This is a genomic window from Cellulosimicrobium sp. NPDC030954 (assembly GCF_055571305.1).
Genome location: NZ_JBVIFN010000003.1, coordinates 122,286 through 144,168, shown reverse-complemented (window position 1 = coordinate 144,168; position 21,883 = coordinate 122,286). Strand labels below are relative to the sequence as shown.

Below are 21,883 nucleotides of genomic sequence, written 5' to 3'. Positions count from 1 at the left end.
CCGCCGCCCTCTCGCGCCGAGGCGCGGCCGTCAGACGGCCTCGAGCAGGCCGGGCCCGTCGTTCGTCACCGAGTTGACCAGCGTCGAGATCTCGCGCGCGACCATGGGGACGTCGTCGTGCGGGCCGCCGAGCCCGAGCAGGTCGGCCGCCCCACGGGCGTCGACGGCCGGGTCGAGCCACGCGTCCCACGCGTCGGAGGGCAGGGCCAGCGGCATGCGGTCGTGGATCTCGGCGAGGTACGGCGCCGCGTCCGTCGTGATGATCGTGGTCGAGACGAGCCAGCGGTCGGGGTCGTCGTCGGCCTTGGACCGGTCGCGCCAGAACTCGTAGAGCCCGGCGAACGCGGCGCTCTCGCCGTCGCCCGGGGCGATCCAGTACGGCTGCTTGGGGACCTTGCCCCGGCGCGGCGGCGCGCTCGCGGACCCTGCCGGCGCCGCGCCGTCGGGCAGGACGCGCCACTCGTAGTAGCCGTCCGCCGGGACCAGGCAGCGCCGCACGCCGAACGGCTTGGCGAACGCCGGCTTGTCGAGGATCGACTCCGCGCGCGCGTTGATCATGCGCGCGCCGCCCCTCGCGTCCTTGGACCATGAGGGCACGAGGCCCCAGCGCGCCACCCGCAGCGAGCGCCGGACCTCGCCCGTGTCCTTCGCGGCGCGCTCGACGACGATCCGCACCGGGTCCGTGGGCGCGAGGTTCCACGACGGCGGCAGGAGCCGCGCGTCGTCGGCGACGTCCGCGATCGCGAACTCGTCCGCGAGGTCCTGCGCGTCCCGGAAGGAGGCATAGCGTCCGCACATGCCTCCCAGCCTGCCGCACGCCACCCACGCGCGGGCGGCGAGGGAGAGCAGGCTCACGCCCCGAACGCCTCGTCCGGCGCGATCGAATCGATACGATGGGCGTCATGCCCTCGTCCTCGGTCGACCCCGCCGTGCCCCGACCGAGATCGTCCGCCCGCTGGGTGCTGCTCCTCGGCGCGCTCGCCACGCTCCCCGCGCTCACGGTCGACATGTACCTCCCGCTCCTGCCGGAGGTGGGCGCCGAGCTCGGCGCGCCCGACTCGCTCGCGCAGCTCACCCTGTCCGGGATGCTCCTCGGCGGCGCGGTCGGCCAGCTCGTCATCGGGCCGCTCTCCGACCGCTACGGCCGGCGCCTGCCCGTCCTCGTCGGGCTCTCGCTGCACGTCGTGACCTCGCTCCTGTGCGCGCTCGCGCCCAACATCGGCATCCTCGTCGGGCTCCGCGTGCTGCAGGGGTTCTTCAACGCGTCCGCCTCCGTCGTCGCGATCGCCGCGATCCGCGACCGCTTCACCGGGTCGGACGCCGCGCGCATCCTGTCGCGCCTCATGCTCGTCATCGGGCTCGCCCCGCTCCTGGCCCCGTCGATCGGGTCGTTCATCGGGGCCCACGCCACGTGGCGCGCGGTGTTCTGGGTCCTCGCGCTCGGCGGCATCGCGCTCGGCGCGATCGTGCTGCTCTGGATGCCCGAGTCCCTGCCGCTCGAGCGACGGCGACCCGCCGGGGCGCGGACCGTCCTGCGCGGCTACGCGAGCCTCCTGCGCGACCGCCACTTCGTCGCGCTCGCCGTCCTCCCCGGACTCGGCCAGGCCGTGCTCATGAGCTACGTCGTCGGGTCGCCGTTCGTCCTCCAGGAGGGGTACGGGCTCAGCCACGGTCAGTTCGCGCTCCTCTTCGCCGTCAACGGCATCGGTCTCGTTCTGTCCGCGCAGGCCAACGCCGCTCTCGTCCGCCGTGTCGCCCCCGTGCGCCTGCTCCGGACCGCGCTCGTCGTGCAGGGCGTGTTCGCCGTCGGGCTGCTGGTCGTCGCGCTCACCGGCGCGGGCGGGATCGTCGGGATCGTCGCCGCCCTCTTCCTCGTCCTGTCGATGCAGGGCATGATCCCCGCGAACGCCTCCGCGCTCGCGCTCACCCGGCACGGCGAGATCGCCGGGACCGCGGCCGCCGTCATCGGGGCGTTCCAGTCCGGCGTCGCCGGGCTCGTGAGCCCGCTCGTCGGCGTCCTCGGGGGCGACGCCGTCGCGATGGCGACCGTCATGCTCGGCGCGGTCGTCGCGTCGCTGCTCGTGCTCGCCCTCGCCACGCCCGCGTTCCGCCGCGGCGGCTGGCACACGCCCGTCTGACGCCACGGCCGGTCTTCGCCGCCCTTTCACACGTCCTCCTGCTGGTTCGGCGCACGCATCCACGCCGCACCCCTTACCCTCGGACCGTGCCAACGACCGCCCACGCCTCGTCGACCCCGCGCTCGCGGCCTCGCGCGACACCGACGACGGCCTCCCGGAAGGGCGGCGAGGACAAGCCCTCCGGCGGCCCCCACCACGCGCGCGCGCTGCGCTCGCACCGCGTCGCGCGGGCCGTCGGGCTCGTCCTCACCGGGGCCCTCGTGTTCGTCGCCGTCGGTGCGGGAGCCGTCTACCTCGACCTCAAGTCGAAGATCACCGTGAGCGACGTGTCGGGACTCGTCGTCGGTGGCCCGACGGCCGAGCCGCCGAAGGACCCGTCCGACCCGTTCGCCGGCAAGTCGCTCAACATCCTCGTCATGGGCACGGACTACCGCGACGCCGAGAACGCCGCGATCGCCGGCGAGGAGGAGGGCATGCGGTCGGACACGACGTTCATCGTGCACGTGTCCGGCGACCGCACGCGCATGGAGGTCGTGTCCATCCCCCGCGACTCGCTCGTCGACCTGCCGGCGTGCAACCTGCCCGACGGGTCGATGTCGGGCCCGCGGCGCAACACGATGTTCAACGAGGCGTTCCAGATCGGGTCGGGCGGTGTCGACGACATGACGTACGCCGCCGCGTGCACGATCACCGCGGTGCAGGACCTCACGGGCGTCCCGATCACCAACCACGTCGTCGTCAAGATGACCGGGGTCATCGGTGTCGTCGACGCCATCGACGGCGTCACCATGTGCTTCCCGGAGCCCGTCAAGGAGAGCCCCCGGTACGGCACCCTCGACCTGCCGGCCGGGGAGTACACGCTCAACGGCCACGAGGCGATCAGCTTCCTCCGGGCGCGCCACGGGACGGGCATGGGGCTCGAGATGGGGTCCGACCTCACGCGCATCGCGCGCCAGCAGGCGTTCATCGACTCGGCCGTGCGCGAGCTGCTCTCCCAGAACATCATCACCAACTCGCCCCAGCTCTACGGCGTCATCGAGGCGGTGCTCAGCTCGATCAGCGCCGACCCCACGATCGCGGACCCGACGGCGCTCGCGGGCCTCGCGTTCAGCCTTCGCGCGATCAAGCCCTCCGAGGTCGTCTTCACGCAGGTACCCGTCGTGGAGGCGGCGAGCGACCGCAACCGGGTCGAGTGGACGTCGGAGGCGGACGCCATCTGGCAGCGGCTCATCGACGACGCGCCCCCGCCCGGCCACGAGCCCGTCACCGACCCCCGCGACGACGCGACTGCCCCTGCGGACGGCACGACCGACCCGGCGACCGGGACCGACACCGGCGCCACCGACCCGGGGGCCGGCACGACCGATCCTGGGACGACCGATCCCGGGACGACTGACCCGGGCACGACGCCCGAGACCCCGGTCGAGGAGCTGCAACCCGGCGTCTGCGGCTGAACCGGCTCCGCGCTGTTCGGGTCGATCCAGATCAGGCGACCGGGTCGAGGCCCGCTCAGGAGCGAGGCGTCGTGCCAAGGCGGGCGAGCCGCCCCACCGCCTCGCGCAGCACGTCCTCGCGCTTGACGAACGTGAACCGCACCCGTGAGGCCAGCGCGCGGGCCGTCGTCGACCCCGGCGTGCAGAACGCGCTCACGGGGACGGCGACGACGCCCGCGAGGGCGGGCAGCTCGCGGCACAGGGCGGTGCCGTCCTCGAAACCGAGCGGAGCGCCGTCGGCGATGACGAAGTACGTGCCCTGCGGCACGACGACGTCGAACCCGGCCCGGACGAGGCCCTCGCACAGCAGGTCCCGACGCGCGGCGAGCGAGTCGGCGAGCGCGCGCGGGGTCTCGTCGTCGGACAGGGCGTCGGCGATCGCGGGCTGGAACGGCGCGCCCGACGTGTAGGTGAGGAACTGCTTGACCGTGCGGACCGCGGTGACGAGCGGCTCCGGCCCGTGCAGCCAGCCGATCTTCCAGCCGGTGAACGAGAACGTCTTGCCGGCCGAGGAGATCGTGATCGTGCGCTGGCGCATCCCGGGGAGGGTGCCGATCGGCACGTGCCGGGCGTCGTCGAACGTCAGGTGCTCGTAGACCTCGTCCGTGACGACGACCGCGTCGTGACGGCGCGCGAAGGCGGCGATCGCGTCGAGCTCGTCGAGGTCGAGGACGGTGCCCGTGGGGTTGTGGGGCGAGTTCACGAGGATCAGCCGCGTGCGGTCGGTGACCGCGGCGCGCAGGGCGTCGAGGTCGAGCCGGAAGCGGTCCGGGCCCGCCACGAGCGGGACCGTCACGTGGTTCGCCCCCGCGAGCGCGATGCACGCGGCGTGCGAGTCGTAGAACGGCTCGAGCGTGACGACGTCGTCGCCCGGGCCGGCGAGCGCGAGGATCGTCGCGGCGAGGGCCTCCGTCGCACCCGTCGTCACGAGGACCTCGGTCTCCGGGTCGGGGTCCAGCCCGTAGTGGCGGTACTGGTGGCTCGCGACGGCGTTGCGCAGCTCGAGGATGCCCGGACCCGGCGCGTACTGGTTCTGGCCCTCCTCGATCGCGCGGACCGCCGCGTGCTTGACCGTCGCCGGGCCGTCGACGTCCGGGAACCCCTGCCCCAGGTTGATCGCGCCCGTGCGGTGCGCGAGGGCCGTCATCTCGGCGAAGACCGTCGCCGCGACCGTGCCGTCCGCGCCGAGGAGGCCGGTGGCGCGGGCGGCCGCCTGCCAGCGGCCGGGCGGGAGGTCGGTCATGACCCGACCCTAGCGCCGCCCGTGCCCACGATGTGGGACGGCGCGGGCGGGTTCCCCGGCGGGCGCGGCCGTGATCGCGAGCCTCCCGGCGCGGGTATCCACAGGGCTCTCCCGCGAGTCGCGCGGATGCCCTACTCTCTCGGTCAGGTCTTTCGGTCCGGCGGGGCAGCCGGCCAGCAGAGCAGGGGGAATGCTCGAGATGTCTACGGACACGCACGCCGTCGGCGTGCTCGAGGGCGAGGTGCGCGAGCTCGTCCGACGCCGCGGGGTGGACCCCGCGCGCGATCGGGCTGCGGTCGACGAGCTCGTCCGCGAGGTGGTCGCCGACTACGAGACGCGCAGCGCGCTCGGAGCCGTCGCGCCGCTCGCCGACCCGACGGCCGCCGGTCGCGCGGTGGTCGACTCCGTGGCCGGCCTCGGACCGCTCCAGCCCTACCTCGACGACCCGGAGATCGAGGAGATCTGGATCAACGCGCCGTCGCAGGTCTTCGTCGCGCGGGGCGGCAGGTCCGAGCTCACGACGACGATCCTCACCGCGGAGCAGGTGCGCGACCTCGTCGAGCAGATGCTGCGCTCGTCCGGACGCCGGCTGGACCTGTCCAGCCCGTTCGTCGACGCCTCGCTTCCCGGGGGCGAGCGGCTCCACGTGGTCATCCCTGACGTCACGCGCAGCGCATGGGCGGTCAACATCCGCAAGCACGTCGTCCGTGCGTCGCACCTCGACGACCTCGTCCGGCTCGGGTCGCTCACCCCGCAGGCGGCGACGTTCCTCGACGCCTCGGTCTGCGCCGGGCTGAACATCCTCGTCGCGGGCGCTACGCAGGCGGGCAAGACGACGATGCTCAACGCTCTCGCGGGCTCGGTCCCGCCCACGCAGCGCGTCGTCACGTGCGAGGAGGTGTTCGAGCTCCGGTTCGCCGTGCGGGACGTCGTCTCCATGCAGTGCCGGCAGCCGAGCCTCGAGGGGACCGGCGAGATCCCGCTGCGCCGCCTGGTCAAGGAGGCGCTGCGCATGCGCCCGGACCGGATCGTCATCGGGGAGGTCCGCGAGGCGGAGAGCTTCGACCTGCTCGTGGCCCTCAACGCGGGCGTCCCCGGGATGTGCACCCTGCACGCCAACTCGGCCCGCGAGGCGATCACCAAGATGTGCACGCTGCCGCTGCTCGCCGGCGAGAACGTCTCCGACCGCTTCGTGGTGCCCACCGTCGCGTCCTCGATCGACCTGGTCGTCCACCTCGGCGTGGACGCCGACGGGCGGCGCGTCGTGCGCGAGGTACTGGGAGTCACGGGCCGGGTCGAGCAGGGCGTGGTGGAGGCCGCGGAGATCTTCGTCCGGACGGGGGACCGGCTGGTGCGGGCGGACGGGTTCCCGCCCGGCGCGGACCGGTTCGCCCGCGCGGGGATCGACCTGTCCGCCGTGCTGCACCCGGAGCGCTCGCGCGTGCCCGCCGCCGCGGCGGCGGGCACCTCGGCGAGCACGGCCTGGTCGGGAGCGAGCTGACGTGGGCGTCGTCGTGGGGTTCCTGCTCGGCGCGGGCTTGTTCTGCGTGTGGTGGTCGTTCTGGACGCCGGGCCCGCGCCGGGAGCGCCGGTCGGACGGCTGGACGGCGCGCACCCAGGATCTCCTCGTGCAGGCGGGTGCGCCGTCCGTGACGCCGGGCGCGCTCGTCGCGACGAGCGTGGGCGTGGGGCTCGTGGTCCTCCTCGTCGCGACGGTCCTCGCCGGGTCGGTCACGATCGCCGCGTGCTTCGGTGCGATCGCCGCGTCGGTGCCGGTGCTCGTCGTGCGCTCCCGTGCCCGGCGCCGGAGGGCGCGGCTGCGCGACGTCTGGCCCGAGGTGCTGGACCACCTCGCCTCCGGCGTCCGTGCGGGCCTGTCGCTCCCTGAGGCCGTGGGCCAGCTGGGCGAGCGCGGTCCGGCGGACCTGCGGGAGCCGTTCGTCCGGTTCGCGGTCGACTACCGGGCGTCGGGGCGCTTCGGGGAGTGCCTGGACCGGCTCAAGGAGCGGCTCGCGGACCCGGTGGCGGACCGCATCGTGGAGGCGCTCCGGCTGACGCGCGACGTCGGCGGGACGGACCTCGGACGGCTCCTGCGCACCCTCTCGACGTTCCTGCGCGAGGACGCGCGGACCCGCGGCGAGCTCGAGGCCCGCCAGTCCTGGACGGTCAACGGTGCGCGGCTCGCCGTCGCGGGCCCCTGGGTGGTGCTCGGCTTCCTCGCGACCCGGCCCGAGACGGCGGCGGCGTACAACTCGCTGTCGGGCGCTCTCGTCCTCGGCGTCGGCGCAGCCTGCTCGGCCGCGGCGTACCAGCTCATGCTGCGGATCGGGCGGCTGCCCGAGGAGGAGAGGGTGCTCCGATGAACGCGCTCGACGTGTCGCTGACGGGAGCCGCGATCGGCGCGCTCGGCGCAGTGGGGCTGCTGCTCGTCGTCGCGGGCGTCCGCGGCCGCGCGATCCGGCTCGACGAGCGCCTCGCGCCCTACCTGCGGACGCACGACCGGACGTCGGTGCTGCTCCGCGACCAGCCGACCCGGACGCCGTTCCCGACGGTCGAACGCCTGGTCGCCCCGGTGCTCGCCGACGCCGGCCGGGCGCTCGAGCGGCTCGGCTCGACGTCCTCCGACGTCCGCCGTCGGCTCGAGCGTGCCGGACGGCGCCAGAGCGTCGAGCAGTTCCGTGCCCGCCAGCTCGTGTGGGGCGTCGTCGGGCTCGCGCTGGGCACGTTCGTCGCGGTGGTCCTCGCCGCGACGCGGGGCTCGTCCGTCGTGCTGCTCGTGCTCCTCGCGCTCCTGTGCGGGGTGGGCGGCATCCTCGCCTGCGACCACGCCCTGACGCGGGCCGTGCGACGTCGCGAGGAACGCATGCTCGCGGAGTTCCCGACCGTCGCGGAGCTGCTCGCCCTCGCGGTGAACGCCGGCGAGGGCCCCGTCGCGGCGCTCGAACGGGTCGCCACGACGGCCCGCGGAGAGCTCTCCGGAGAGCTGCGCGCGACGCTCGCGTCCGTGCGCGCCGGCACGCCGCTCGCGCGGGCGCTCGAGCAGCTCGCCGACCGGACGGGTCTGCCGAGCCTGACCCGCTTCGCGGAGGGCGTCGCCGTCGCGGTGGAGCGCGGGACTCCGCTCGCCGACGTCCTGCGCGCCCAGGCGCAGGACGTGCGCGAGTCCGGGCGTCGCGCACTCATGGAGGCGGGCGGCAAGAAGGAGGTGGCGATGATGATCCCGGTCGTCTTCCTCATCCTCCCGGTGACGGTGGTCTTTGCCGTCTATCCGTCGCTCGCCACGTTGCGGCTCGGGTTCTGAGCGGCAGCGCCCGGGGCGCCCGGCGCGCACATCTCACGCACGACACGACTCACGACGGACGAACGAGGGGGAACCATGCAGGGGTCGGGACGCAGGACGAAGGATGCACGGCGAGCAGGACGCGAGGCGTTCGGACGCCTGGTGGGAGGAGACGCGGAACGGGGCGACGTCCCGGGGTGGGTGCTCATCACCCTGATGACGGCGGGTCTCGTCATCGCGCTGTGGGCGGTCGCGGGCCCGGCGCTGACGCAGGCCTTCAGCAACGCGATCTCGAGCGTGGGCGCGCCCTGAGGTGGCGCACGGAGGCGATCGCGTCCCGGCGTCGGAAGATCGTGAGCGCGGGTCTGCGGTGGTCGACTTCACCCTCGTCTCCCTCCTGGTGCTCGCGCTGTTCCTCGGTGTCGTCCAGGTGGCGCTCGCGGTCCACGTCCGGGCGACGCTGGTGGACTGCGCCGCGGAGGGCGCTCGGGTCGCGGGCCGCGCCGATCGCGGCCCGCTGGACGGGGCCGCCCGGACGCGCGACCTGATCACAGCCGCGCTCTCGTCGCGGTACGCCCAGGACGTCGTGGCCCGTCAGACGGTCGTCGACGGCCTCCCGGTCGTCGAGGTGACGGTCTCCGCGCCGCTCCCGGTGGTGGGGCTTCTCGGTCCCGCGGGCGTGGTGACCGTCGACGGGCACGCGCTCGAGGAGGCACCGTGACCCGCCGGGTGCGGATACTGCTCGCTCGCCTCACCGGGGGTGGGCAGCGGGCAGAGGGGGGGAGCGCCGTCGTGGAGTTCCTGGGCGTCGCGCTCGTGCTGCTGCTGCCGGTGCTGTACCTCGTGCTGACGATCGGGCGGCTGCAGGCGGCCACGTTCGCGGTCGAGGGCGCCTCGCGGGAGGCCGCGCGCGCGTTCGTGACCGCGCCGTCCGCGGACGACGGCGCGCGGCTCGCCGAGGCGGCGGTCGCGCTCGCGCTCGACGACCAGGGATTCCGGACAGGGGCGGACGTGCTGACGATCTCGTGCTCCGCGGAGCCCTGTCTCGAGCCCGGGGGCGAGGTGGTCGCGCGGGTGCGGTTCGAGGTGCCGCTCCCGCTGGTCCCGTCGTTCGTCCGCGCCGCCGTGCCCCTCGCGGTCCCGGTCGAGGCCCAGCACGTCGCCTCCGTCGACGAGTACGCCGCGAGGCGGCCGTGATGCGCGCGAGCCTCGACCCACGGCGACGGAGCGGGTCGCCCGACGAGCCCGAGGACGGCCGCATCATGCTCCTCACGACGGCGTTCGTCGCCTTCGCCCTGCTGCTGGTCACGGTCGTGGTGAGCGCGACCCAGGTGCACCTCGAGCGCAAGCGGCTCTACGAGCTGGCGGACGCGCTCGCGCTCACGGCAGCGGACTCGATGACGCCCGAGTCGTTCTACACGGGCGCCGCGACCGCGCCGGTCGAGAGCGGCGTCCTGACGCTCACGGATTCCTCGATCCGGTCGGACGTCCAGGACTACCTGGCCCGGAACCCCGGGGCGCTCGGCGGCCTGCACGACGTCGTGGTGATCGAGGCGTCGACCTCCGACGGGCGCACCGCGACGGTGAGTCTCGCCGCCCGCGCACGACCCGCGATGGTCAGCTGGGTGACCCAGGCGTGGAGTGATGGCATCATCGTGCGTGCAGAGTCACGTGCCAGAGCGTGGTGAGCACCTGTTGCTGTTCGACGACGAGCATCCAGGAAGGGACGGTACGCAACGACGCGTGAGCATGCTCCCGCATCTTTGTTTACTTTCTTAACTTTGGATGGCCACTTCTGGTTCCTCTCTGTCAAAACCCCAGGTTCGCCGCTATGGTGATCCGGTCCGACAACAACTCCAACGATGGAGAGCTACAACATGAACGCACGAGCAACGAAGAAGCTCGTCGCCGGGGGTGCCCTCGGCGCGATGCTCATCGGCACGGTCGCCCTCGCGTCCGCTGCCTCCGCAGACCAGGTGGGCGACGACCAGGGTGTCGACGTCTCCGTCGAGATCGAGTCGAACGTCGAGCCGGGCAACCTCGCGCTCTCGGTCGCCTCGAACGCGACCACGCTCACCGAGCAGGACTCGACCGTCGCCGGCACCCGTGAGTTCACGGGCACCCTTCCCGACGTCACGGTCACCGACACGCGCACCGAGGTCCCCGACGGGGCGTTCTGGTACGTGGTCGGCGTCGCTGAGGACTTCACGGGCGACGCGGGCACCATCGGGGCGGAGAACCTCGGCTGGGCGCCGTCGCTGGTCAGCGGGAGCGAGAGTGGCCTCGTCGAGGCCGGCGAGGGCGTCGACCCCGAGCTCGAGGGTGGCGTCGGCCTCGTCGAGCAGGACCTCCTCGTCTCGGCCTACGACTCGGCCGAGGTCAACCCGGAGGGCTCGTGGACCGCGTCCGCGGGCCTCACGCTCCGCACCGCCGAGGACGTCGCCGCGGGCGCCTACTCCTCGACGATCACGCTCTCCCTCTTCGAGGACTGAGCACACGGTCCTCGTGACCTGACGGCCGGCCGCGGTCGGCCGTCGACCGAGCAGTCCACGGCGGGCCGCTCCACTCGTCCGACAGAGGTCGGATCGGGTGGGCGGCCCGCCGTCGTACGGAGAGAGCACCTGCGTGAACCCTGCATCACACCTGAGCCACGGACCGCGCCGCCCGGCCCGCTGGGTCGCCGCGGCCGGAGCGGCGCTCGTCGCGGCGCTCGCGCCCGCGCTGCCGGCGGGCGCGGCGTCCGGCGGCGTCCTGCCGCTCGACACCGAGGACGTCATCACCTGGGGCGTCAAGCCCGCCGACGCGGACGGCCCGGACGGGCGGTCCCGCGTCGAGCTGGTGCTCGACCCCGGGGCGTCCGCGTCCGAGCATCTCGCCGTGTCGAACTTCAGCGACGTGCCCGTGACCTTCTCGATCCAGGCCGCGGACGGGTACATCAACCCCAAGGGCCGGTTCAACATGCTGCCCTCCGACCGGGAGTCGACCGGCGCCGGGACCTGGATCGAGGTCCAGGACTCGGTCGAGGTCGCTCCCGACGCGACGGTCGTCGTGCCGTTCACGGTGACCGTCCCGGACAACGCCACGCCCGGCGACCACGTCGCCGGTATCGCCGCGACGATGACGAGCACCGGCGCGGGTGAGGGCGGGACGAGCGTCGGCGTGGAGAGCCGCGTCGGCTTCCGTGTCTCCACGCGCGTCACCGGGGACGTGGAGCCGGTCCTGACGGTCGAGAACGTCAAGGCGTCCTACACGCCGTCGTGGAACCCGTTCGCCGCGGGTGACATGACCGTCTCCTACGACGTGACGAACGACGGCAACGTGCGTCTCGGGGCCGATGGCGACGTCGCGACGTCGGGGTTCTTCGGACTGCTGTCCACGGACGGCTCGGCGACGCAGATCCCCGAGGTCCTGCCCGGGGGTTCGCAGCGATCCCGCGTCGAGACGCCGAACGTCTGGCCGCTCGGCCCGGTCCGGTCGACGATCACCGTCACCCCGACGGTGGTGGACGACGACCAGGTCGACGCACCGCTCGATCCGGTCACGGTCACCGTGACGACCTGGGCCATCCCGTGGCCGCAGCTCCTGCTCGTCGCGATCGTGGTCGTCCTGGTCGTCGGCGTCCGCGACGACCGCCGTCGTCGCCGCCAGCGCCTGGAGGCGATGCTCGCCAAGGCGCGCGACGAGGGTCGTCAGCAGGCGAGCGGGAGCGAGCCCGCGCCGTCGGGCACGGGTGCGACCGCCGCCAAGGGCGAGCCGAAGGCCTGACCGCTCCGCGCCGTCGGGCACGGGTCTGCCGGCCCGGCGGCGCGGAGCGCGCGCGGTGTCGCGTAACCTTGAACCTCGTGGCCACCATCGACTTTCCGACCGAGATCAAGGCGCTGCGCAGCACGCTCGAGTCCATCGAGAGCGTGAGCGACCCGGAGGTGCTGCGCGCGAAGATCGCGGACCTCTCGGAGAAGGCGTCGGCCCCCGACCTGTGGGACGACCCGGACGCCGCGCAGAAGGTGACGTCGGCGCTCTCCGCCGCACTGTCGGAGCTGGACCGGGTGAAGAAGCTCGGCCAGCGCATCGACGACGTCGAGACCCTGGTCGAGATGGGCCAGGAGATGGAGGACGAGGACACCCTCGTCGAGGCGGAGACCGAGGTCGCGGCGATCCGCAAGGACCTCGACCAGCTCGAGGTCCGCACGCTCCTCGCCGGCGAGTACGACGCCCGTGAGGCCGTCGTGACGATCCGCGCGGGCGCGGGCGGCGTGGACGCGGCCGACTTCGCGGAGATGCTCCTGCGCATGTACCTGCGCTGGGCGGAGCGCCACGGCTACTCGACCACCGTGCTCGACACGTCCTACGCCGAGGAGGCGGGGCTCAAGTCGGCCACTTTCGAGGTGAAGGCGCCCTACGCGTTCGGCCACCTCTCGGTCGAGGCGGGCACGCACCGCCTCGTGCGCATCTCGCCGTTCGACAACCAGGGACGGCGCCAGACGTCCTTCGCGGCCGTCGAGGTGATCCCGCTCATCGAGCAGACGGACTCGATCGAGATCCCGGAGTCGGAGATCAAGGTCGACGTCTTCCGCTCCTCGGGCCCGGGCGGGCAGTCGGTCAACACGACGGACTCCGCGGTGCGCATGACGCACATCCCGACCGGCATCGTCGTGTCGATGCAGAACGAGAAGTCGCAGATCCAGAACCGCGCCGCCGCGCTGCGTGTCCTCCAGTCCCGCCTGCTGCTCGTGCGCCAGGAGGAGGAGAACGCGAAGAAGAAGGAGCTCGCGGGCGACATCAAGGCGAGCTGGGGCGACCAGATGCGCTCGTACGTGCTGCAGCCGTACCAGATGGTCAAGGACCTGCGCACCGAGCACGAGGTCGGCAACCCGTCGGCGGTGTTCGACGGCGACATCGACGACTTCATCGAGGCCGGGATCCGCTGGCGCCGCGGGGCGCAGCAGGTCGACTGACCCGCCGTGGCGCCCGGGAGCGGTTGATCCGAGCAACGGGTCGATGCGCCCGGGCGCGGCGTGTCCGGCCCGCCGGGCCCCAGATGCGTGCCTACCCTCGGGATCGTGCGACGAACCTCGTTCGTCCACGGATCGACCCCCGACCCGAGGAACGTGCCGCTGTGATCCGCTTCGAGAACGTCACCAAGGTCTATGCGCGCGGCGCGAGACCGGCCGTCGACGACGTGTCGATGGAGGTCCGCCGCGGCGAGTTCGTCTTCCTCGTCGGCGCGTCGGGCTCCGGCAAGTCGACGTGCCTGCACCTCGTCCTGCGCGAGGAGCGCCCGACCAAGGGGAAGGTCTTCGTGGCGGGGCGGGACCTCGGCTCGCTGTCGAGCTGGAACGTGCCCAAGCTGCGGCGCCAGATCGGGGTCGTCTTCCAGGACTTCCGCCTGCTGCCGAACAAGACGGTGTTCGAGAACGTGGCGTTCGCGCTCCAGGTCATCGGCAAGCCGCGGCACACGATCGCGATCACCGTCCCCGAGACGCTCGAGATGGTCGGTCTCGCGGGCAAGGAGAAGCGGCGCCCGCACGAGCTCTCCGGCGGTGAGCAGCAGCGCGTCGCCATCGCGCGCGCGATGGTGAACCGGCCGCCGATCCTGCTCGCCGACGAGCCGACCGGGAACCTCGACCCGACGACGTCCCTCGGGATCATGCGCCTGCTCGACCGCATCAACCGCACCGGGACCACCGTCGTCATGGCGACGCACGACGAGGAGATCGTCAACCAGATGCGGCGTCGCGTCATCGAGCTCGACACCGGCACGCTCGTGCGCGACCAGGCGCACGGTGCGTACGGGGCGCGGGGGCAGGTCATCCCGGACCCGGAGCGGACCGTGCCCGGCACCGAGACCGGGAGCGTCCCCGCCGGGGCGCCGGAGTCCACGCCGACGACGGTCGTCCCGCGTACGCGGCAGGACCCCGCCCCGGGGGTGGCGGCCGCCGAGGAGGAGACGGCCGAGCCGCCGGCGCCGAGGCGACGCTCGGTGCGCCGCCACGTCGAGGCAGCGGCGGGGGAGTGATCGGCGTGCGACTCCAGTTCATCCTCGCGGAGCTCGGCCAGGGCCTGCGCCGCAACGTCTCGATGACGGTCTCCGTCGTCCTCGTCACGTTCGTCTCGCTGACGTTCGTCGGCGCGTCCATGCTCCTCCAGGCGCAGATCGGGAAGCTCAAGGACGACTGGTACGACAAGGTCGAGGTGTCCGTCTTCCTGTGCCCGACCGGTTCGCCGTCACCGACCTGCGCCGCGGGCGAGGCGACCCCGGACCAGATCGCGGCCCTCGAGGACGTCTTCGAGTCCGAGCTCGCCGACGAGATCCAGACCGTGTACTTCGAGTCCAAGGACGACGCGTTCGCCGCGTTCCAGGAGCGGTACCCGGACGGTTACCTCGGCACGCAGCTCACCGTCGACGACATGCAGGCGTCCTTCCGCCTCAAGCTCACCAACCCGGAGAACTACGAGGTCGTCAACGACGTCGTCACCGGGCGCCCGGGCGTCGAGGTCGTCGAGGACCAGCGGCGCATCTTCGACTCGCTCTTCCTCGCGCTGAACCGCGCGTCGCTCCTCGCCGCCGGCCTCGCCGCGGTCATGCTCCTCGCCGCGGTCCTCCTCATCACGACGACGATCCGGCTGTCGGCGCTGAGCAGGCGCCGCGAGACCGGCATCATGCGGCTCGTCGGGGCGTCGAACCTCTTCATCCAGCTCCCGTTCCTCCTCGAGGGGGCGATCGCGGCCGTGCTCGGTGCGCTCCTCGCGGTCGGCGGGCTGTGGGTGGGGGTGAAGTACCTCGTCACCGACTGGTTGTCGCAGTCCGTGACGTGGGTGGCCTACGTCGACGAGTCGGACGTGCTGCGCATCGCGCCCGTCCTCGTCGGCATCGCGTTCCTCCTGGCGGCCGTCTCCTCGGTCGTCACGCTCAACCGCCACACGAGGGTGTGAGATGACCCGGGACCTCCGCCGCGCGACCGCGGCCCTGATCGCCACGACGATGCTCCTCGTGGGGAGCGTCGCGTCGGCTACCGCCGACGACATCGACGACCGGCGTGCCGCAGCGGAACGGCGCCAGTCCGAGATCCTCGGCAACCGCGAGCAGCTCCAGTCCCAGCTCGAGGACACGGACGCCGAGCTCGCGCAGGCGGTCGTCGACCTCCAGGCGATCGAGGCGCGCCTGCCGGTCGCGCAGGCCGAGCTGGACGCCGCCGAGGCCGAGGTCGAGCGGACCCAGCGCGAGGCGGAGCTGCTCGCGCAGCGGCTCGAGGACGCGCTCGGCCAGGAGGCGGCGATCAGCGCCGAGATCGAGCGCGGCGCGACCGAGGTCGCCGACGCGAAGTCGAGCATCGCGGAGATGGCGCGCCAGGCCTACCGCGGTCAGGGCGACGTCTCGAGCCTCGGCATCGTCACGGGCGCGCAGAGCACCGAGGAGTTCATCGAGGAGTACGCGGTCTCGTCGACGGCGGCACGCAGCCAGTCCCGGTCCCTCCAGGATCTCCTGGAGGCCGAGTCGGTCGCACGCAACCGCGAGGCGCGCCTGCAGGCCGTGCGGGAGACGGTCGCCGACCTGAAGAAGCAGGCGGACGAGAACGTCGTCGCGGCCGAGGCCGCGCGCAAGGCGGCTGCGGACCGCAAGGCCGAGGTCGAGCAGCTCATCGTCGACCAGCAGGCGAAGAAGGCGACGATCGAGTCGCGCAAGGCTGCCGCCGAGGCGAAGGTCGCCGAGAACGAGGCCGCCCAGCAGTCGCTGCAGCAGGAGATCAAGGGGATCATCGCCGAGCAGGCGGAGCGCGACCGCAAGGCCGCTGAGGAGGAGGCGCGCCGCCAGCAGCAGCAGCAGCCGTCCGGCGGGGGCGGGTCGTCCGGCGGGGGAGGCGGCGGTGGCGGCGGTGGCGGGTCCTCGTCGGGAGGCGACCGGGGCAGCATCTCGAGCTTCCTGTCGTTCCCGACCGCGGTGCCGCACGTGACGTCGAGCTACGGGATGCGGCTGCACCCCATCCTCGGGTACTACCGCCTGCACGCGGGGACCGACCTGCGCGCCTACTGCGGCACCCCGATCATGGCCGCCGGGCCGGGGACCGTCGTCCACGCGCAGTGGCGCAACGGCTTCGGCAACCAGGTGCTGATCAACCACGGGACCGTCGGCGGGTCGAACCTCATGACGAGCTACAACCACCTCACCCGTTTCGCCGTCTCCTCCGGGCAGTCGGTCAACAAGGGGGACGTCATCGGCTACTCGGGCAACACCGGGCTGTCCGGGGCGTGCCACCTCCACTTCGAGGTGTACGTCAACGGGTCCACCATCGACCCGATGTCCGTCCTGGGCTGACCGGGGACGTCCGGCTGAGCACGACCGTGCCCCGCACGGTCGGCCCGGCCCCCGCCGTCCCGGGCGCAGGGGATAATCGGTACCGGGCGGCGTCGGGCACCCGTACGCTGGTGCTCCGGCGACGACACGACAGCGAAGGACGGTAGGACACGGATGGCGAAGGACACCGGCCGCAAGGTCGTCGCCAGCAACCGCAAGGCACGCCACGACTACGTGATCGAGGACGTGTACGAGGCGGGGATCGTCCTGTCGGGCACCGAGGTCAAGGCGCTGCGGATGGGGCGGGCCTCGCTCGTCGACGGCTACGTCGCCGTCGACCGGGGCGAGGCCTGGCTGGAGAACGTCCACATCCCGGAGTACACCGAGGGCACGTGGAACAACCACGCCCCGCGGCGCAAGCGCAAGCTGCTCCTGCACAAGGAGGAGATCCTGCGCCTCGAGTCCAAGACGCGCGAGAAGGGGCACACGATCGTGCCCCTCGCGCTGTACTTCCTCGACGGCCGGGCCAAGGTCGAGATCGCGCTCGCACGCGGCAAGAAGGAGTACGACAAGCGGCAGGCCCTGCGCGAGAAGCAGGACAACCGCGAGGCGCAGCGCGCGATACGGCAGCGCGAGCTGCGCTGACCCTGGCGGGGTTCGGGCCGACGGCCCCACCCGCTGGTGGCGTCGTCGCCCTCGACGTACGGTCGAGGGCGAGAAGACGACCACGAACCAGGAGGCCCCATGGTCAAGCTCCGTCAGTACATCCCGCGCCTCGCGGCGGGTGCGTACATCCTCAACTCCGGCCTGAACAAGCGCGGGGCGGACGAGGCGACCGCGCAGGGGATCCACGGCATGGCCGCCGGGACGTACTCGTTCCTCGAGGACGTCGAGCCGAGGCAGTTCACGAAGGCGCTCTCGACCACGGAGATCGCGCTCGGCGCGGCGCTGGTCGCCCCGTTCGTCCCGACCGGGCTCGTGGCCGTGGGCCTGGGCGTCTTCTCGGCCGGGCTCGTGGGCATGTACCTGAAGACCCCGGGCATGACGCGCGAGGACGGTGTGCGGCCGACCGAGCAGGGCACCGGGCTCGCGAAGGACGTGTTCCTCCTCGGGATCGCGGGCGGTCTGCTCGTGGACGCGCTGAGCCGCAAGAAGTAGGCGCGAGCCCGGCGGCGTCCGGCCGCGCGGAAATAACGGTGCGGCAGTCGGCGTTCATCCCGTAGGCTTGTCCTGCTGAGCGAGGACCGGGTCCGCCCGGGAACCGCGCAGTGGTTTGACAACTCCACAGGGGGTGATCGGTTTCGACGGTGGTCGTGCTTCGAGGAGAAGCGGGCCGAGGATGCAGGCTTATCTCGTTAACGATGTCTGCAAACCACAGGTGCCGATAACAAGCGCACCGACTTCGCCCTCGCCGCCTGAGCGAGCCCCGAAGTCCGTCAGCCCGAGCTAGCTCTCGACTCGGATCCTGGCGTCATCTAGAGAGCCACTGCTCGTAGTCCTCGTCATCGGGGCTGCGGGGACTTTCAGGTGACTGAGCCCGTCCGCATCTTGTCTGCGTGAGTGCGGGGGCCGAGAAAAACGACAGCAGACTGCGCCCGGAGAAGTCCTCGATCGGCGTCACCGGACCGGGGTTCGATTCCCCGCACCTCCACCCCTGCGGCAACGGCCCGCACCCCTCGAGGGTGCGGGCCGTCGTCGTCTCCGTGGGCGGACGTCGACCCCTCGGACGGTCCGTCACCAGCCGTGCTGCGCCCAGGCGGCGGCCGCCTCCTCGCCGTCGAGCCACTCGACCCGCAGCCGTCGCCCCCGCACGACGAGGCCGTCGCCGTCCTCGCGGGGGAGCGGCGGCGCCTCGGGGTCGTCGCTGTACAGGTCCTCGGCCAGGGCCGGGTCGGTGTCGTCGAGGTGGGCGCGCCACTGCACGCGCGGCTCGGGGTTCACGTGCCGCGGGAAGGCGTAGGGCCCGACGGTGTCCCAGTGCGTGCACACGCGCGTCACGAGGTGCCCGACCGGTCGCGAGGCGCCGTCCGCGTCGTGCCAGAGGCGCGCGACCCGCCCGGTCGGCGGGGTCGTCGCGGAGGCTGGGTCAGTCATGCGTGGACGCCCCGACGAGCGGCTCGCGGCTCGCGACCGGAGCGTCGGGGCCGTCGTCGGGCCCTGGACGGTCGGCCGCGGTCGGCGGCGTGCCACCGTCGTCGGCGCGACGCCGCGACCGGCGCAGCACCCACCGGACCACGACCAGCACGACCCCGGCGACCACGAGCCACGGGAGCAGGGCCCCGAGGACGACGACGAGCCCGTTGAGCGTCACGAGCAGGGCGTTCCAGCCGTTCTGCAGGCCCCCGAGGAAGCCTCCGGGGGCGAGCTGCTCGGCGGGCGCGACCTGCACGAGCGTGACGTGCAGGGTCGACATGGAGACCTGGTCCGTGAGCGCCGCCCGCTGCGACTGGAGCGACTCCAGCTCGGCCTGGCGCGTCGTCAGCTCCTGCTCCGCGGCGAGCAGGTCCGCGGTGGTGGCGGCGTCGCCCATGAGCGTGCGCAGCCGTTCGACCGACGTCGTCAGGGCGTCGACGCGGGCGTCGAGGTCGCGTGCGGTCCCGGTCACGTCGACCGCCTCGATCGACAGGTCGCGCACCTCGCCCACCTGGTCGAGCGCGTCGACGGTGGCGGTCGTCTGCGCCGACGGCACGCGGATCGTGAGCTCGGCCGACGCGCGCGCGTCGCCCTCGGGCTCCGACTGCCGCCGGCTCTCGACCCGGCCGCCCGCGCTCTCCGCGAGGTCGGCGACCGCGTCTGCCGCCGCCGACGGGTCGGCGGCCACGACCGTGACCGACCCCGTGGTGACGATCTCCCGGTCCGCCGCGGCGACGGCGTCCTCGTCCCCGGGGGCGATCCCTGAGGACGCGTCGCCGGGGGCGTCTGCCGCCCCGCTCCCCGCGACCTCCGAGGCCGCGCCGCCGTCGTCCACGGAGTACGACGCCATGTCACCCGAGGACGCGGAGCAGCCCGCCAGGAGGGCGCCGCCGAGCAGGAGCGCAGCGACGACGGCGAGGGGGCGAGTGGTCCGCATGCTGCGAGAGTAGGGGGCCAAGCGCGCGAACCGGACACCGCACGCGACATCGTGACCGTCTTGTGAACTGGTCGTGATCCAACCGCAGCGCGACACCCCCGACCGTGGACGGCGGCGCGCCCCGGAGCCCCGGCACGGCAGGATGGTCGCGTGCTGGTGTGCTGCGGTCTCGTGACCCTCGACGTCGTCCAGGTCGTCGACGCGCTGCCGCGTCCTGACGAGAAGGTCGTCGCGCGGTCCCTGTCCGCGACCTTCGGAGGACCCGCCGCCAACGCCGCCGCGACCGCCGTCGCGCTCGGCGTCCCCACGCGGCTCGTCACCGCGGTCGGGGACGGGCCGCTCGCCGCGGTCGTCCGTCGCGAGCTCGCGGACTGCGGCGTCGACCTGGTCGACGCCGCGGGGGAGACGGCCGGCGGGCACCTCGCCGTCTCGACCGTGCTCGTCACGCGGACCACCGGCGAGCGCGCCGTCGTGAGCACCAACGCGTCCGGGTTCGGCGACCTCGCGGCTCGCGCCACGGCCGACGGCCCCGGGCTCCTCGACGGTGTCGGGCCGCGTGACGTCCTGCTGCTGGACGGGCACCTCCCGGGCCTCGCCCTCGAGATGGCTCGTCAGGCGCGCGAGCGGGGCACGGCCGTCGTGCTCGACGGCGGGTCGTGGAAGCCGGACGCCGCCCGGATGATCGGGCTGTGCGACGCGGTGGTGGTGTCGGCGGACTTCCGGCCGCCGGGGGTCGGGGCGGGCGACGTGCTCGCCGCGGTCGCGGCGCTCGGGCCGCTGTTCGTCGCCCGCACGCGCGGACCGCGTGCCGTCGAGGTGCTCGACGCGGGGGAGCGCTACGAGGTCGCGGTCCCCGAGCCGGAGCGCGTCGTCGACACCCTCGGGGCGGGCGACGTCGTCCACGGCGCGTTCGCGGCGGGGCGGTCGCGCGGCGCGTCGTGGCGGGCCGCGCTCGAGGAGGCGGTCGTCGTGGCGTCGCGCTCGGTGGAGCATCCGGGCGCGCGGGGCTGGGTCGGGGCGGCGACGCCCTGAGGAGGACGGGCGGGTCCAGGGGCCGCCGTGCCCGGGACCCAGGTCCCGTGGCGAGGGCCGATCGGCAACATTTCGGTCACGAAGCCGCGAGGAAGTTGACAGCCACTTAGTAAAGGCAGTCTACTAACAAACATGACAACGGCAGTCACCGGGACCGGAGCACCGAGGAGGCGTCTGAGCACAGGGCTCAGGCCGACCTCGAAGGTGCTGCCCGAGCACGCTCGGGCCCACAACCGGTCCCTCGTGCTGCAGCACCTGTTCCACGAGGGACCCACCTCGCGCGCCGACCTGGCCCGCGCCACGTCCCTCACCCGGGTGACGATCTCGGACCTCGTGTCCGTGCTCATCGCGGAGGGCCTCGTCGAGGAGCTCGGCGTCCGCCCGGGCCAGCGCGTCGGCAAGCCCGCGATCCTCGTCGGGATGCGCACCAGCGCCTACCAGATCGTCTCCGTGGACCTCACCGACGACGAGGTGCTGCGCGGCGCCGTCCTCACGCTCACCGGCGACTTCGTCGTCCGGCAGAGCCTGGCGGTCGACGGCCGCACCGGCACCGAGCTGGTCGACCTCCTCACGCGCTTCTGCCGCGGCCTCATCGCGTCCGCCACCCAGCCGGTCATCGGCGTGGGGATCGGGTCGCCCGGCGTCGTCGACGCCGAGGGTCGCGTCATCGAGGCGCCCAACCGACGCTGGTACGACGTCCCGCTCGCCGCGCAGCTCACCGAGCGGCTCGGCCTCGCGGTCCACGTGGCCAACGACGCGAACATCGCCGCGCTCGGTGAGTTCACGTTCGGCGGCGCGGCCGGTGACGGCCTGCTCGTCCTCACCGTGGGCGAGGGCGTGGGCGCCGGGATCATGGTCGACGGCGCACGGGTGCGCGGGCACGCGGACGCGGCCGGCGAGCTGGGGCACGTGACCGTCGTCGACGACGGCGAGCCGTGTGCCTGCGGGCGCCGCGGCTGCCTGGAGACCGTCCTGTCCGTGCCGGCGCTGCGCCGCGCGGTGGACGGGCTCGACACCGAGGCTTCCGACGCCGTCCTGGCGTCGGTGGGCAGGACGCTGGGCATCGCTCTGGCACCTGTCGTCAGTGCGCTCAACCTCGCGGAGGTGCTCGTCAGCGGTCCTGCGGACCTGCTCGACGGGCCGCTGCGCGAGGCGGCGTTCGAGACCATCCGCTCCCGCACGATGCCGGTCATCGGCAGCGGGCTCCAGGTGCGGATGGCCACGCTCGACGAAGACGTCGTCCTAGCCGGGGCAGCCGTCCTCGTCCTGTCCGGACAGCTGGGGGTCTCATGAGCCGACGACGCTCGGACTGACCCCCACCGCCCGACCGGGGC

At 73.1% G+C, this 21,883-nt stretch carries 22 protein-coding genes, 1 other RNA gene and 1 pseudogene; 20 read left to right on the top strand and 4 right to left on the bottom strand.

Annotated elements, in window-relative coordinates:
* Nucleotides 1-30 precede the first annotated feature (30 nt).
* Nucleotides 31-798: an SOS response-associated peptidase gene (locus ACZ402_RS08340; RefSeq protein ID WP_375823165.1), complete on the bottom strand. Its 768-nt coding sequence runs from the start codon at nucleotides 796-798 to the stop codon at nucleotides 31-33.
* A gap of 104 nt (nucleotides 799-902) precedes the next feature.
* On the opposite strand from ACZ402_RS08340, the gene ACZ402_RS08335 reads away from it, so the two are divergent.
* Entirely contained in the window at nucleotides 903-2,138 is a 1,236-nt protein-coding gene (locus tag ACZ402_RS08335) for a multidrug effflux MFS transporter (protein ID WP_375822914.1), read from the top strand.
* An 86-nt stretch (nucleotides 2,139-2,224) separates the two neighbouring features.
* Complete coding sequence (locus tag ACZ402_RS08330) at nucleotides 2,225-3,592, top strand: LCP family protein (RefSeq protein ID WP_375822913.1); 1,368 nt, start codon at nucleotides 2,225-2,227, stop codon at nucleotides 3,590-3,592.
* Between the two features lie 55 nt (nucleotides 3,593-3,647).
* On the opposite strand, the gene ACZ402_RS08325 is transcribed toward ACZ402_RS08330, so the two are convergent.
* Complete coding sequence (locus ACZ402_RS08325; protein WP_375822912.1) at nucleotides 3,648-4,874, bottom strand: pyridoxal phosphate-dependent aminotransferase; 1,227 nt, start codon at nucleotides 4,872-4,874, stop codon at nucleotides 3,648-3,650.
* A 199-nt stretch (nucleotides 4,875-5,073) separates the two neighbouring features.
* Here ACZ402_RS08325 and ACZ402_RS08320 point away from each other — a divergent pair, with 199 nt between their 5' ends.
* The 16 genes and pseudogenes from ACZ402_RS08320 to ssrA all read left to right on the top strand — a co-directional run bounded on the left by ACZ402_RS08320 (nucleotide 5,074) and on the right by ssrA (nucleotide 18,101).
* A complete protein-coding gene (locus ACZ402_RS08320; protein ID WP_375823164.1) occupies nucleotides 5,074-6,375 on the top strand; it encodes a CpaF family protein in 1,302 nt (433 codons plus the stop codon).
* 1 nt (nucleotide 6,376) lies between these two features.
* Nucleotides 6,377-7,237 carry a type II secretion system F family protein gene (locus tag ACZ402_RS08315; protein WP_375822911.1) on the top strand — a complete coding sequence of 287 codons (861 nt, stop codon included), beginning with the start codon at nucleotides 6,377-6,379 and terminating at the stop codon, nucleotides 7,235-7,237.
* On the top strand, nucleotides 7,234-8,175 hold the full coding sequence (locus tag ACZ402_RS08310; protein ID WP_375822910.1) for a type II secretion system F family protein: 942 nt from the start codon (nucleotides 7,234-7,236) through the stop codon (nucleotides 8,173-8,175). Before ACZ402_RS08315 ends, ACZ402_RS08310 begins: the two co-directional genes overlap by 4 nt.
* A 75-nt stretch (nucleotides 8,176-8,250) precedes the next feature.
* Entirely contained in the window at nucleotides 8,251-8,466 is a 216-nt protein-coding gene (locus ACZ402_RS08305) for a hypothetical protein (RefSeq protein ID WP_375822909.1), read from the top strand.
* A gap of 58 nt (nucleotides 8,467-8,524) precedes the next feature.
* A complete protein-coding gene (locus tag ACZ402_RS08300) occupies nucleotides 8,525-8,875 on the top strand; it encodes a TadE family protein (protein WP_375822908.1) in 351 nt (116 codons plus the stop codon).
* A 71-nt stretch (nucleotides 8,876-8,946) separates the two neighbouring features.
* On the top strand, nucleotides 8,947-9,351 hold the full coding sequence (locus ACZ402_RS08295) for a pilus assembly protein (protein WP_375822907.1): 405 nt from the start codon (nucleotides 8,947-8,949) through the stop codon (nucleotides 9,349-9,351).
* Nucleotides 9,351-9,842 (top strand): pilus assembly protein TadG-related protein, encoded by a 492-nt coding sequence (locus tag ACZ402_RS08290; protein WP_375822906.1) that lies wholly within the window; start codon nucleotides 9,351-9,353, stop codon nucleotides 9,840-9,842. Before ACZ402_RS08295 ends, ACZ402_RS08290 begins: the two co-directional genes overlap by 1 nt.
* Before the next feature lie 189 nt (nucleotides 9,843-10,031).
* A complete protein-coding gene (locus tag ACZ402_RS08285) occupies nucleotides 10,032-10,646 on the top strand; it encodes a hypothetical protein (RefSeq protein ID WP_375822905.1) in 615 nt (204 codons plus the stop codon).
* Between the two features lie 133 nt (nucleotides 10,647-10,779).
* Nucleotides 10,780-11,919, top strand: coding sequence for a WxL protein peptidoglycan domain-containing protein (locus tag ACZ402_RS08280; RefSeq protein WP_375822904.1), 1,140 nt, complete (start codon nucleotides 10,780-10,782; stop codon nucleotides 11,917-11,919).
* A 77-nt stretch (nucleotides 11,920-11,996) separates the two neighbouring features.
* Nucleotides 11,997-13,109 (top strand): peptide chain release factor 2, encoded by a 1,113-nt coding sequence (prfB, locus tag ACZ402_RS08275; RefSeq protein ID WP_375822903.1) that lies wholly within the window; start codon nucleotides 11,997-11,999, stop codon nucleotides 13,107-13,109.
* A 161-nt stretch (nucleotides 13,110-13,270) separates the two neighbouring features.
* Nucleotides 13,271-13,951 (top strand): annotated as a pseudogene (ftsE, locus tag ACZ402_RS08270) (cell division ATP-binding protein FtsE); the annotation flags it as partial.
* Nucleotides 13,952-14,175: 224 nt separating this feature from the next.
* On the top strand, nucleotides 14,176-15,087 hold the full coding sequence (gene ftsX, locus ACZ402_RS08265) for a permease-like cell division protein FtsX (protein WP_047234060.1): 912 nt from the start codon (nucleotides 14,176-14,178) through the stop codon (nucleotides 15,085-15,087).
* Between the two features lies 1 nt (nucleotide 15,088).
* Nucleotides 15,089-16,468, top strand: coding sequence for a peptidoglycan DD-metalloendopeptidase family protein (locus ACZ402_RS08260; protein ID WP_375822902.1), 1,380 nt, complete (start codon nucleotides 15,089-15,091; stop codon nucleotides 16,466-16,468).
* Nucleotides 16,469-16,621: 153 nt separating this feature from the next.
* On the top strand, nucleotides 16,622-17,092 hold the full coding sequence (gene smpB / locus ACZ402_RS08255) for an SsrA-binding protein SmpB (RefSeq protein ID WP_375822901.1): 471 nt from the start codon (nucleotides 16,622-16,624) through the stop codon (nucleotides 17,090-17,092).
* A 99-nt stretch (nucleotides 17,093-17,191) separates the two neighbouring features.
* Nucleotides 17,192-17,605, top strand: a complete 414-nt coding sequence (locus ACZ402_RS08250) for a hypothetical protein (RefSeq protein ID WP_375822900.1) — start codon at nucleotides 17,192-17,194, stop codon at nucleotides 17,603-17,605.
* Nucleotides 17,606-17,734: 129 nt separating this feature from the next.
* Nucleotides 17,735-18,101, top strand: a transfer-messenger RNA (tmRNA) gene (gene ssrA / locus ACZ402_RS08245).
* Between the two features lie 80 nt (nucleotides 18,102-18,181).
* On the opposite strand, the gene ACZ402_RS08240 is transcribed toward ssrA, so the two are convergent.
* On the bottom strand, nucleotides 18,182-18,541 hold the full coding sequence (locus tag ACZ402_RS08240; RefSeq protein WP_375822899.1) for a hypothetical protein: 360 nt from the start codon (nucleotides 18,539-18,541) through the stop codon (nucleotides 18,182-18,184).
* Nucleotides 18,534-19,517: a DUF4349 domain-containing protein gene (locus tag ACZ402_RS08235; RefSeq protein ID WP_375822898.1), complete on the bottom strand. Its 984-nt coding sequence runs from the start codon at nucleotides 19,515-19,517 to the stop codon at nucleotides 18,534-18,536. The genes ACZ402_RS08240 and ACZ402_RS08235 overlap by 8 nt, the downstream gene beginning before the upstream one ends.
* Before the next feature lie 150 nt (nucleotides 19,518-19,667).
* Here ACZ402_RS08235 and ACZ402_RS08230 point away from each other — a divergent pair, with 150 nt between their 5' ends.
* Nucleotides 19,668-20,549: a PfkB family carbohydrate kinase gene (locus ACZ402_RS08230; protein ID WP_375822897.1), complete on the top strand. Its 882-nt coding sequence runs from the start codon at nucleotides 19,668-19,670 to the stop codon at nucleotides 20,547-20,549.
* Nucleotides 20,550-20,681: 132 nt separating this feature from the next.
* A complete protein-coding gene (locus tag ACZ402_RS08225; RefSeq protein WP_082141568.1) occupies nucleotides 20,682-21,842 on the top strand; it encodes an ROK family transcriptional regulator in 1,161 nt (386 codons plus the stop codon).
* The last annotated feature ends 41 nt before the right edge of the window (nucleotides 21,843-21,883 follow it).